General features: G+C 55.4%; 6 protein-coding genes. 2 read left to right on the forward strand and 4 right to left on the reverse strand.

Annotated elements, in window-relative coordinates; genetic code table 11:
- The first annotated feature begins 12 nt into the window (after positions 1 to 12).
- Positions 13 to 1,152, forward strand: coding sequence for a glycoside hydrolase family 88 protein (locus AC0MA3_RS15330; protein ID WP_474656805.1), 1,140 nt, complete (start codon positions 13 to 15; stop codon positions 1,150 to 1,152).
- Positions 1,153 to 1,203: 51 nt separating this feature from the next.
- Positions 1,204 to 2,064, forward strand: a complete 861-nt coding sequence (locus tag AC0MA3_RS15335; protein ID WP_474656806.1) for a helix-turn-helix domain-containing protein — start codon at positions 1,204 to 1,206, stop codon at positions 2,062 to 2,064.
- A gap of 153 nt (positions 2,065 to 2,217) precedes the next feature.
- On the opposite strand, the gene AC0MA3_RS15340 is transcribed toward AC0MA3_RS15335, so the two are convergent.
- The 4 genes from AC0MA3_RS15340 to AC0MA3_RS15355 all read right to left on the reverse strand — a co-directional run bounded on the left by AC0MA3_RS15340 (position 2,218) and on the right by AC0MA3_RS15355 (position 13,413).
- Positions 2,218 to 4,611 (reverse strand): GH36-type glycosyl hydrolase domain-containing protein, encoded by a 2,394-nt coding sequence (locus AC0MA3_RS15340; protein WP_474656807.1) that lies wholly within the window; start codon positions 4,609 to 4,611, stop codon positions 2,218 to 2,220.
- 30 nt (positions 4,612 to 4,641) lie between these two features.
- Positions 4,642 to 8,754: a glycoside hydrolase family 2 protein gene (locus tag AC0MA3_RS15345; RefSeq protein ID WP_474656808.1), complete on the reverse strand. Its 4,113-nt coding sequence runs from the start codon at positions 8,752 to 8,754 to the stop codon at positions 4,642 to 4,644.
- Positions 8,747 to 9,427 carry a hypothetical protein gene (locus AC0MA3_RS15350; protein ID WP_474656809.1) on the reverse strand — a complete coding sequence of 227 codons (681 nt, stop codon included), beginning with the start codon at positions 9,425 to 9,427 and terminating at the stop codon, positions 8,747 to 8,749. Before AC0MA3_RS15350 ends, AC0MA3_RS15345 begins: the two co-directional genes overlap by 8 nt.
- 203 nt (positions 9,428 to 9,630) lie before the next feature.
- A complete protein-coding gene (locus tag AC0MA3_RS15355; RefSeq protein ID WP_474656810.1) occupies positions 9,631 to 13,413 on the reverse strand; it encodes an Ig-like domain-containing protein in 3,783 nt (1,260 codons plus the stop codon).
- Positions 13,414 to 13,422: the final 9 nt, after the last annotated feature.

The raw sequence follows: 13,422 nt of genomic DNA on the forward strand, positions 1-13,422 counted from the left end.
ATGGAGGTTATTATGAACTGGAAAAAAGCGATTGAACACACGCTCTCCACCACCCGTCGCAACATCAAACGCTTTGGAGGCTCCTTTCCGATTGTAAGCCTGGGAGACGGCAAATATCATTTGACTGACCATACCAGCTGGACAGAAGGATTCTGGAGCGGAATTTTGTGGCTGAGCTATGAATACAGTAGAGATCCGGAGATTCACGCCGCAGCTATCCGAACGGTTGATTCTTTCAAGAAACGCCTGGAAGTGGAGCAGGCGCTCGATCATCATGATATCGGCTTTCTCTACTCGCTCTCTGCCAAGGCCCGCTGGATTGTTGATAAGGATGAAGACTCCCGTCTGCTTGCGCTGCAGGCAGCCGATATTCTGATGAAGCGCTGGCGCTCTGTTCCGCAGCTGTTTCAAGCCTGGGGACCGGAAGGCGATGTGAATGACGGGGGCCGGATTATTATTGACTGCCTGATGAATCTTCCGCTGCTGTATTGGGCAACGGAACAGACCGGCGACTGCAGCTATGCCGACTGTGCCAGCATCCAGGCCGAGAAAAGCCGCCGGTTCCTGGTCAGGGGAGATGATTCCTCCTACCATACTTTTTATTTTGACCAGCTGACGGGAAATGCCATTCGCGGAGGGACCGGACAAGGCTTTCAAGACGGCTCCACCTGGACGCGGGGACAGGCCTGGGGTGTTTACGGCTTCGCCTTAGCTTACCGTTATCTCAATGAACCGCGTTTTCTGGAAACCTCCAAAAGACTGGCCCGCTATTTTTTAGAGCAGCTTTCCGGTGATGGTGTTGCGTATTGGGATTTCGATGTTCCGCAAGAGCACCCCACTCCCCGTGACAGTTCGGCGTCGGCCATCTTTGTATGCGGCATCCTTGAGCTGCTGGAGCACTTGCCTGAGGAGGATCCGGACCGGAAAATGCTTGCCGAAGCGGCGGGCAAGTCTATGGATACCCTACTGGACCGCTATTTTACCGCAGGCAGTTTGGCGGAGGAAGGTTTTCTCCGGCATGGCTCCTATTCTGTCAGAGGAAACTCTTCTCCTGATGATTTCATGATCTGGGGTGACTATTTCTTTCTGGAAGCGCTGCTGCGTCTGCAGCAAGGTGTTCCGGGATATTGGTATGAACGCGATGGCCGATAGGAAAGGAATGATCTATACTGGAAATAATAACGGATAATAAGGGAGCGTTTCATGAACAGGAACGATCATTCACCCCAAAGGCTTGAACCTGGACTACTTATGTTCAATTATAAATATGAAAATGAGGAAGCCCACTGGTTTCACGCACACAGGGGTATTGAACTGCTGTACATTTACAATGGTCGCGGCGAAATTATGGCAGAGAATCAGACCTACCCCATCCGGGATCATATGCTGGTCTGGTTTCAGCCCTATCAGCTGCACCGTGTGATAGTTCCTCCGGCACAGGGCCGTTCTTATATCCGGACAAATCTGACCTTTGACCCCAATTTTGTGGAGCATTATCTTTCGGCTTTTCCTTTCCTGGAGAAGTTTTTCCGCAGGATGTGGAAGGGCAGCCTCCAGAAGCCGGTTTTCTATGATATGCAGGACACCCTGATTCCTGAGTTGCTGGAGGAAATAGATCATTCTATAAATAACTCTGCTGCAGACAAAGAAGAGACTATCGGGTTTCTGGTGCTTCAGCTGATCCGGCTGCTGCAAAAACAAATGTCTGATGTCATGGCCGAAGTCAACCCGCTGCATTCGCGTGGAGGTTCACATGTAGAGCAGATCACTGAATGGTTGGATGAACATTACAAAGAGCCCTTCAGCCTCGAAGCACTGGCTAATAAGATGCATCTGTCACCGTATCATATTTCGCATGTATTCAAGCAATTTGCTGGCATCACGCTGTCCGAATATTTGATGCAGCGGCGTGTAAGTGAAGCTTGTATACTGCTTGCCAATACCGCTAAATCCGTTCAGGAGATCGCGACAGAGGTGGGCAGTTTTTCTCCGTCCTATTTCAGTCAGATGTTCAAAAAAAACAAAGGAATTTCACCGGAAAAATACAGAAAGAGCATCCGCTGAAGCCAATCTAATTACAATAACCGCAAAAAAACGCCCTTTTATAAAATGGAAGTGTTGAGCAGCCATTTTACGAAAGGGCGATTTGCTGTGCACTCAGCTGACAAAGTAGTCCACTGGCTGACTCTGGAAGGGTTTTGGCTAAAAAAACACTTCTTATAAAATGACCTCAACCTTGACGGATGAGCGTCCGGGATAAGGAGGTAGAACGTTGCCCTCTACCGGTTCACCGTCGACAGTAATTCCTCGGACACCCTTGCAGACCCTGCTGGCATTCGTAACGGTAATGTCATAGACACAGCCCCGGAAGCGCCGTTTCACCGTAAACCCTTCCCAATCGGCGGGAATACAGGGGTCGATGGACAAGCCTTCGAGCACCGGCTTCACACCCAGGATATATTGGGTAACAGCAACATACATCCAGGCAGCCGTACCGGTTAACCAGGAGACATTGGCGAGACCGAATTTATCAGACTCCGGCCCGAACAGGTTGGAGGAATAGACGTAAGGCTCTGCTTTGTATCGCCATAAACCCGCCTTATCCATAGCCACATTCGGCAGCAGCTGGCGGTAATATTTATAGGCCAGGTCTCCCCGGCCAAGCATACATTCAGCGATAATCGCCCAGGTGTTGGCGTGGCAGAATACCGCCCCGTTCTCCCCCGTGCCCTTGTTGTAATTGGTCAAAGGGTCGGCAGGATCGGGAAAGCTGGTGATGGACGGATGGATTTTTTTGATGCCGAGTTCTGTATCCAACATTTCATACACGCTGTCCATGGCCTGCAGCCCCTTCTCGGGGTCCGCCATACCTGATATCGTCGCCCAGGTCTGGGCGTTGAGCCAGATTTTGGCCTCGTCGTGTTCGTCACTGCCGAGGAACCGTCCGTCGTCCATGATGGCCCGCCGGAACCAGCGTCCATCCCAGCCGATGCTGTTGACCAGCTTGCGCTGACTCTCATACATGGCTTCATACCGGGCGTTATCCTCCGGATGACCGCTAGCTGCGGCAAGATCAACCATCCGCAGCAGTACCGTTCCAAGCTGCATCGACGTCCAGATACTTTCGCCCCGCCCTTCCCTGCATACACGGAACAGCTGGTCGTTCCAGTCCGAGCGCAGCATCAGCGGGAAGCCGCGGGAACCGAGCCGGGACGCGGTGAAATCAACCGCAGCCTTTAAATGCTCGTACACTGTTCCCTCGCCGCCGTCATAGTAAGGTACCTTGGTCTTCAGAAAAGCCGCATCTCCGGTTTCCGCCAGCAAATCCCATGCCGCCAGCGCGGTCCACAAATGGTCGTCGGAATGGATGCTCATTACCGGGTCCCATCCCTCGTTCGGGAAGAAGTAATGATTCACATGCCCGTCCTTGTACTGCTGTCCGAGTAAAAGCCTCAGCTTGTCAAAGGCAAGCTCCGTGTCGAAGGGCACCACCGCCAAAATATCCTGCGCGGTGTCCCGGTAGCCGACACCGCGGAACGTGCCGGTGGCGTAAAAAGAAATGTTGCGCGAAAACAGAAAGTTGCGGTGCGCCTGGTACGGATTCCAGATGTTGATCATCCGCTCCGCATCTTTGTCCGGTAGCCGGCTCTCCCATGCGCCAAGGTAGCTTGACCAATTCTCTTTAAGAGCCAGGAAAGAGGATTCTACGAATCCAGCCTCCCGGGAGCGGGCTATTACCCTCGAGACCTCCTCCTCATCCGCTGCAGTGCCAAGAAATATATTGATCGTGCGGCTCTCGCCCGGCTGCAGCGTAAGGTTGAACTGCAGCGCACCGCACGGGTCGCCGCCCATCAGCTCCGATCCGGTGCAGCCGCCGTTCTCAATCGCCGACGGATTGGATTCACTGCAGTAGCTGCCGATAAATTCCTCGCGGTCGCCGTCATATCCGGCAAGCGGCGTATCCGCAGCCAGATAGACGAGCGGCGTCTCTTCTGGCTTTGGCTGATTTTCGACCCCGTACCGGTACACCAGTCCCTCCGCTTCATGATATTGCACCGAAACCTGATGTTTGTTATAGCACTGCCACTGAAGCTCACGCATAAATTCCATCATGCCAAACTCGGCGTAAGCGTAGACCTTCAGCTCTTGTGGTGCACTGCCCTGATTGGTCAAGGTCAGATTCCAGATCAGCGAATTCTCATAAGGCCCGACAAAATACACTGTTTGTGCCGATATACCGCCCTGACTTGCCTCGAAACGTGTATAGCCCATGCCGTGGGCACTCTTCCACAGCTCCGGTTTATCTAAAGCGGGTTCGCTGGTCGGGCACCAGTAACGGCCTGTTTCCGCATTCTGCACATAGATATAAGGGCCTGAGCGGTCCATCGGCAGGTGGAAGAACCGGTAGCGTGTAATCCGCCAGATCTGGGGCGATTTGTAAAAAGCTACCCCGCCGCCCGCATGCGACATCATCGTATGGAAGGTACCGTTCGACAGGTAGTTCATCCATGGTGTCGGCATATCATGCCGGTTAAATTCCACCTCCTTCTCCCCGTCCCTGAAGGTATAGTAATCTTTCGGATCCGTATATTTGATAGGCTCGGCTTTCACTGGGCTTCAGCTCCTTTGTGATGATAATGCTTATTTCGGCTCGACCTCATCCAGGGTAAGACGGTATTCGAGGCCTTTCATATAGGTGCCGTCTTCATTCAAGAAGGTCAGGCCGAAAGTCAGGTCTCCGCCCGTTCCGTGTACGATCGCAATCAGCCGGTTGAGACCGGTCTGCAGTGTAAGCTCCCGCTCCGGCTCTGTCACGAGAGCACCGTTCAGATAAATCTCATAAGGTACCGCTGTGCTGATGCGCAGGCGTCCCCGGTGAAGCTGCCCGGCAGCCCCCTCTTTATCCTGAGCCTGCACAAAGCAGCTCAGAAACCAGGGATTACATCCCGCATCGGCAATGCGCAATGTACCATCGCCGGAACGCCGCTCTTTCTTCTGCATCCAGCCGTAAAGGCCTTCCCCCAGATTATTCAATGAAAACGCCGGATCAGTGTAATAAGCCTTCATCTCACGATAATCGACATGGGGCGGACAAGGCAGCGCCATCATCGTTTCTACGGCCCACTCCCCGTCCCCCTTCACGCTGTCCAATAGACCGTCATCAAATGACGCACCCAGATTGGCCAGCAAACGGGTATACAGGCGAAGCGCCTTCTCACTCCCCGGTTCTGTTAACAGCTGGGAGCAGAACACAGAACCTGCACCGGTCTTAGCTTCGGCCAGGAAGATTCCAGATGGGCGGGCGTTTCTGCGGTTCAGCTCCACCAGTGCCAGACGGCTGTATTCTGCCGTGTAGCCATGGACGAAATAGTCCTTCCAGGCCGTGCCTTCGATACTCATACAGAGCACACCGGCGCCTTGAATCTCCAGGCTGTCCGCTGCAAGCAAGCGGTTCTTGACCTCCCGCGGCGACAGAAACACCTTGTCGAACCCGAACAGGTCGACAGGGCTGAATCCCTGCACGGCGGCGTGGGCGTAGTCCGCCGCCAAGTGATACGTCTCGTGCGGCACCACGCGCACGGGACGGTCCAGCAGGCGGGCAAGCGCCGCCTGCTGGCGTTCCTCCGCCGGCAGGAGCAGCACCTGCCCGCCGGCTTCGGCATGACGCCGGAGCGCTTCAGCTGCTCCCGGCGTCTCAAGCATGCAGGCTTCGGCCACGATCAGGCCGAAGTCCTGCAGCCCGGTGCGCGCGGCAATGTCTGGCGCGCCAGTCCAATCCGGCGCTGCTGGATCCAGCGCCGTGTACCGTAGCCGCAGCTTCGCAAGGAAAGCTGCGGCCTGCCCGCCGCGGCGCACCAGCGCTGCCGCGGGCAGGGCCTTAGCCCCGGCGTTCCCTGCGCCGCCGGCGTAGGCCAGCATGTTCCGAAGCAGCAGGCAGGCCTGCGGAACATGTTCCAGATTGGCCATCAGCTCCAGCTGATTGGCCAGGAACATGCCCTCTCCGCTGCGGTACTCCAGCAGCGGAGACCACAAATCGCCGCCGTCTCCAAAATCGCCGGAACTGCACTCCAGCAGCAGGGTGAAATCACCTGCCGCCGGCTTCTCGAAAGCTGCGTGGATGATCGGCTCCGGCCCCTCTTCATGCAGCTTCTCATGCCAGAACATCAGATCCCTGTCGCCAAGTCCCTCCAGTACCGGGTGCCGGTAGCTGCCGGCATGAGCACGGAGGAAGGGCCGCCGCGAGAGCGGCAGCTTGCCCAGCGACAGCTGGTTCTGCTCCAGCAGCAGCAGCCTACCGCCCCGAGAGGCAAATGCCTTTAGCAGCGCCTCCAGTGTGCCGTCACCATCCTCCGCCCGGCTGCCGACAATAAGCAGAACATCGGCTGCCAGCTCAGCCAGCCGGGAACGGTCTATCCTTTCACAGCCTGGAACAAGCCGGCTGATAGGTTTGAAATCGCGGTCCGTTCCCCAATAGGCCGACCGCCGCTGTACATTCACTGGCTGGTTCAGCAGACTTGCCGGTACCACCCTGTATTCCAAACGCAGCTCATGCACCTGCCGCCCGCTGTGGAACAACAGCGCTGTCAGCACCGCCTGCCCGCCGTCGGCACCGGAGGCCGGCATCCATTCCAGTTCAAGGATCTTATGTTCAGCAGGATGTTGAACGAAGTCGAAGCTTTGCTCATGCACGGTCTTCCCGCCCTGCCGGATAACGAATTCCGCCCTGACTTCCTGTGCAGACAACGTGTCGTTGTATACGTCGAAGCTGCGGGCAACCGGCTTATCGTCATAGAAGCAGCTGTTGTATTCGGCAGCGATAATTGTTTCCGGCTTGAACGCCTCTGCCATGATGGCAAAGGCTGGATTAGGGGAGTACAGCGGATACTCCTCCGGCAACATTCCGTTGTTGATCGACAGCGAATAAGACGGAATGATCCCCGGCTTCACTCCGAAGGTGTCCGTGTCCGAAGGCGGCAGGACAATGTCCCGCTCCGGCATCGCCTGCATGAAATAATGGGCGAAATTAAAGGTGGAAATGCCGGACACCCCCTCCCGCCTGGCGTACTCCACAAACAGCCGCTCCTTCAGCGCCAGGCCTGCTGTGCTTTCATCCGTACCGCGGTAAGCCTGAAGGCCGGTGTACATACTGCTGTTCTGCGGGCAAATATACCACCAGCCGCCGTGTTCCCCGAAAGTCAGCGGAACGGTCCGGTCCCACTGGCTGATCGTGCCGTCGATATTATAATGGCGGCTCTCCACTTCGGTATGTTCCTTCGGCAGCAGACGGTTGTCCCCTTCGGCAATAATAGCGCGGGTAGGATCAAGCCCGCGGATCTCGGCCATCAGGCCGGGCATATGCCCTTTGAAGCCGTCCCGTCCGTCCACCCAGCGCATTTCGTTCTGCAAACTCCAGAGAATGACAGACGGATGGTTTTTGTCTCGCTGTACCAGCCGCCGCACATGCTGATGACAGTTCTCCACATAAGCGGGATGGTCGGCCAGCATCGATTTGCCGGAGCCGTAAATCGCCGTTTCATCGATTAGGAGCATTCCCTCTTCATCAGCGATGCGCAGATAATCGGCAGGATACGGCTCGGCATGCAGCCGGATACTGTTGATACCAACCGAGCGGCAGATGCGGTACCAGTTGCGGATGTAGGCCTCCGTCATCTGCAGTCCGCCCTGAAAATGCCAGGAGTCACCGCGCAGATTGACCGGTATGCCGTTCAATCTGAACTGCGGGCCCTCGCACCAGAATTCGCGGAAGCCGAAAACTACATCCCGCCGGTCGATAACCTTCCCGTCTTCCAGCAGCTCCAGTACCGCACTGTACAGAAACGGTTCATCCGGGCTCCACAGCCTGGCGCTGTTCCAGTCCAGATGGAATGAAGCACTGTATACTTCCCCGCCGCGTTCGTTCTCACACAGCCTAAGCTTCTCCGCTGCGTGGGCATCGACGTATTCTGCCGTGCACTCCGCAGACAGTACCGGACTGGATTCAGCTTCTAAACTGTAGCGATCCGCCCCTGGCCCGTCCGCAGACTGCTCTAGCACGCCTTTCTCCCATATGCTCAGCTTTACCGTGAGCGGGCCGCGGACCGCTGCTGTGTCTGTCCCGGCAGCAACCGCTTGTACCTCGATACGCCCTTCCCTTACGGAAGTCCGGATCGTTACATCCTCCAGCGCCAGCAGGGGGTAGCCCTCCAGATACACGTCCTGCCAGATCCCCCGGCTGATTCTTCCATACCAGGAGCCCATCAGCCCGGTGATTTTGGACATGCCGCCGGGAAGCGTCACGGTATCAAATCCGCTGCAAACCACATGCAGCTGATGCTCCTGCCCCTGCTTTACGATGGACGTAATGTCGAGTCTCAGCGGCAGATACCCGTCCTCCCAGATGCCAACCTCCTGGCGGTCCACATAAATGACGGCCTTCTGCATAATACCGTCCAGCCGCAGCACAATCCGCTGTCCGGCCATACGCTCCGGGACGCGAAAGCTCCGGTGCAGTACACCCGCTTCAGCGGCATCCCACTCCTGCGGATAACCGTAAATGTCAAATGGAGCATACCCATACTCCGGGATTTTGCCGAAGCTTTTGCCGTCAGGCAGCGGATAGATCCTCCTCCAGCTGGAGGGGACCTGTACCTTGCGGGCTTCATACCTAATTCTTTCGGGCAGCCTGCGGCACTCTGGCTGATCGTACAGGGGCATGAAATCCCATTCCCCGTTAAGACATAACAGATTACGCATCTCTTATTCCCAGCTTTCCGGCGAAGGAGCTTACCTCAAGTACCAGCGTAAGCTTGCGCCACAGCTCCTGGCCCGCAGGTGCTCCCTCCCATTTGATAAAATGCGGCTCCATCACTTCAGCCCAGTTGTCCGGACGAAGGGATGTCTTCAGTTTTCCTTCATAAGGGGCAGGCTCCCGGGTAGCCGGCTGCTCCGCATAAAAAAACAACACATTTTCATGCAGACCGATGATGCCGTATTTATCGCCGTCCCCGGGCCGTTCCTCCTGGTATTGATAGTGGTAGTAAACGTAGCTGGCAGCCGCTTCCGGCTTCAGGATCGCAAGCCGTCCGTAAGGTTTGCCTTCAGGACTGCGGCGCTCCCAGTGCTGCGCAGAAACAGGATGCTGATAATGAAAAATATCCGTCAGCGGCACCCAGCGGCGCCCTTTAGCCCCTCCGGGCCAAACTGCAAGCTGCTCCGATGCTCCCGGCAGTAAAGTTTCCGGCGGAACCGGTGATTCCGCACATTCATAATAAAGAAACAGCTGGCTGCTGCAGGCAAACAGGCTCATATGGTCTACATGCAGCCGGCCCATGGCTTCGGTAAGCGGAAGTGAGATCTCCCGGCTGCGGAAAAAAGCAGCCGCTTCCCCGCCTTCCAGCCCCTCCGCTCTGTATAAACAGCGCTTCATGCCACACCTCCTTATCGTTTGATTCACTATCATGTTACCGCATACACTCTACCCCTGCCTTGACGATGGCGACCTTGTTTAGCATGATAACGACATGCGCTTATCACTCGTATCCAGCCTATTTCTGCACTTCTTTCAGGGCGTTCCCCACCCGCCTGTAGGCGCAAAAGCGCCCTCCCCGCAGGAAGAGCGCTCACGAAGATTTAAGGCAGAATCGAGAAGGTGATGTCATCGAACAGCATGTAGGCGAAGCCGCTGGTGTAGAAGCCTACTTTACCGGAAGGCCGGTGGCCCGGATCGCTGCCGGACAGCCTTGGTGAACCGTCCACAAATACGGAGATCTCGCCATTCTTGGCCGTTACCTTTACCGCATACTCCGTGTCCGGCTGCAGGTCATGTCCCGGGAGGACAGTCTCGGTAAGCTTCTGCCAGGCTGTGTTATACAGGATCCAGGCCGAAGTTCCGTCTGCCCGGGTGCGGTAACCGATCCGGGTGGAGCCGGTGCTGTCCTGACGGTCGAAGATGTACAGGATGCCATTATCAGGCATCACAGACGGTGTCTTTAGCACGAAATCCAGCTGATAAGACGTAAAGCTGCGGTCGAGTAAAGCAGTCGCCCCGTTCAGAAGCTTGTAGCGGCGGTTCCCGTCCGAATCAGCCGCGATGCTGCGGTTCGGGTCTACCGGCCAGCCGTTCCCCCCGTTCTCAAAATCCGTCTCATGCATGATATTGGAGACCGTTATTGCAATATCAGCTTTAATTAACGGATTTACCGTTGACACCGCCGAAATGACGGTCTGCCCTTCGTATACGGCGTTAACTACACCCGTACTGTCCACTGTGGCCACCGCCGGATTGGCCGACTGCCAGGTAACGCCCGTCTCCGATGTATCCGACGGATCAAAGGCCAGCTGTAATTGCCGCTGTTCCCCGGCGGCGAGACGCACGCTGCTCTCTGCCGGGATGATCCCGGCAAGTTCGGTAGTCAGTGCTTTGAACTGGATATCATCGAACAGCATATGGCTGACATTGCTCACGTAAAATCCGACTTTACCTTCCGCATTATGTCCCGGATCATTGCCCTTCAGGCGAAACGCTCCGTCCAGATAGACGCTGATATCACCGCCCTTAACGAGCATTTTGACTGCATATTCCGTATTCGGCTGCAGGTCGTGATGAGGAAGCTTCACTTCCTTCAGCACGGTCCATGCTGAATTGTAGAGCAGCCAGGCCGAGGTCCCGTCTGCCCGCGTCTTATAGCCAATCCGGCTGGAGCCGCTGCCGGCCTGGCGGTCAAAAATATACAAGGTCACATTGTCCCCCATCGTCTCAGGGGTCTTCAGCCGAAAGCTCAGCTCGTAATCAGAGAAGCTTTTAGGACTGAGCGCCGAGGCTCCATTCAGCACCTTATACCAGCGGTTGCCGTCTAGCTTCACAATGCTACGGTTCCCGTCCTGGACCCAGCCGTTTGCTCCAGATTCGAAATCCGTGAAATCCATCACGCCGTCGCCCGCTTCTACCGTGACATTAACCGAAGCAGTCAGTAGCGGATTTTCCCCCGATGCCACGGTGATGACCGTGCTGCCGACCGCTTGGCCGGTGACTATACCTGCTCCATCCACAACCGCGATGGCGGGATCAGCTGACGTGAAGGTCAGGGCGGGATTATCTGCGTTCCACGGAAGCACTGCCGTCTGCAGTTTTACCGTTTTCCAGCGGTCCACCGTAATTTCACTGTCATAAGCAACCACCCCTTGAGTAGGGTAGCTGGCTGGTCCTGCCGTCGTGCCTGCTTTACCGGTTAGGCCGATTTCCGCGAATGGAATGTCAGGAAACCCGGGTATGGCATCGAATACTTCCGCATCCGGCCGGAGCGACAGGTCGCCACCCGCCAGATTGGTGAAGCCGGGATCCTCCGTGGTCACCCAGTTATCTGCATACTGAACCAGCCCGAATTTGTCGTATGCCCCATATACATTGGTTGTTACGCTGCGCGGAAGCGACGGATTATAGACAACATTCCCCTGAAACGTATTGGTGTCGGGATAATAACGGTTCTCCGTGAAGAAATTCGCCAGCTCAGGGTATTTGGTCATATAAGGTGTTCCTGTGAAATTGTTGTTAGCCGCAAACAGCGCCTGCCACTTCGGCATGTAATTCAGCGGCACCTGATCATCCGGCTCGTCGCCGAGAAACATATCCGCATAGTCATAGGGAACCTTGCTGTCGATAAAAATATTGTTGCGGGTCAGAATATGCGCGCCGCCGTTGTTTTTAATGGCCGAATTGCCCATTTTGTAAAAGATGTTTTCATCTATGGTAAGTCCCATTGTGAAATTGTCGGGATATACCCCTTCCACCCCGGCTTTGGTTTCGCCGATATTGTGAAAGTAGTTACGCCTGATGACCGTGCCCCGCTCCTGGGGCTGCTCACCCGCATTCATGTATATGGCACCAAGGTCGGAGAAGGTTGTACATACATCGTAAATTTCGTTATACTCCACGACATGGTCGTTACCGAAGATCAGCACGCCGGGATGGGGCGCATCATGCAGCTCATTATGCGACATCCGGTTACCGACACCTGACAGCAGAACCCCGGGGTTATAGGCTTTGTGATAGTAGGCAAAATCATGGATATGCGAATTTTCCACGGAATTATTCCCCGGCTGCAGCGTCGTTTTGTTGCCCCCCGCCAGCGTGACGGCAGTGCCGCCGATATGATGAATGTGGGTGCTGATAATGGCGTGGTCCGTACCCGGCGCTCCGTCGAAAATATTGTAGTAAAACCTGCTCTGCGTATTGACCAGCACACCGCTGTTGGTGAAGTTGCGGATTTCGCTGTTCAGGATCCGCATGTGACTTCCGCCCATGAACACAGCTGCCGAATCGCGGCCGTTCTCAAGCACCAGCTCAGAGAAATCGATGTATGATGCATCCAGCGCGTTGATCATCGGCGTCTTCAGCATCGTCACTTCAATATCCGGGTCCGCTGCGGCAAATTCGGCATTCGGCAGGAAATACAGCTTGCCGGCCTGGCGGTCAATGTAATATTCACCGGGCATATCAATTTCCTCGAGCAGATTTTGCGCAAAATGAAAATCCGGATACCAGTTTTTGAAGAGGCCGCTCATCTCCCCGTAACGGAGCGTGATGCTTTTGGCGGTTGTATCGATCGACGCAATTTTGTTGTACGACCATTCCCAGCTGTAGCCAAAAATGCCGTCCAGCCAGATGTCGTCCGCCTGTGTCCAGTACTGCGGCCGGTCATACGTATACGTGAAGGTGCCTCCGCGCGTATGCACTTCCCCGTTCGGATCCTTCCTCGTCGGGCCCGGATCGAGAATTTCATCCATCTGGACTGTGCTTTCGTTGGGCCAGCGGGCCAGTGTCATGCCCTGCCCGGCCACATACAATTCCATCGGCGGGACTTCGCTCAGGTCATTGGCCAGATAATATCCATGGCGGCTGAGCTGGCCGTAATCGGTGATCCCGAGTGCTGCCAGGTCGGCCGTCAGTACTTTTGTCCTTGCCTCGGTACTGATAATACGGCTGAGCACAGCCGGGTCAGTAACCGGAACGAACGCAGACTTGGCAAGCTGCTCCGCACCTGACAACGTCACAGACTCACCCGGATAAGCGGTGTAAGTGATCAACTTGCCCGCTTCCCCTGAATCCTGCTGCCGTAATTCGAAGCTGGCTGTCCGTTCATACCTTCCTTCGCGTAAATATACAGTGACACCGCCATTCGGCAACCCTTTCTTTGCTTTTAAAGAACGGATGGTATCACGTGCCTTCTCAAGTGTCAGAAACGGGGCACTCTTTGTCCCACTATTGGAATCGCTTCCATTTTTAGCTACGTAAAATGTTTTCCCAGTGGTCTTCTCCTCCGCAGATGCAGATGATGCAGAAGATGTGAAGGGTGGACAGGGAGTCATCATGAACAGCAGACTGGCCATAAGCGCTGCAAGCAACCTTTTTTTCACCAAAGCTCC

Source organism: Paenibacillus sp. LS-5, assembly GCF_056121505.1.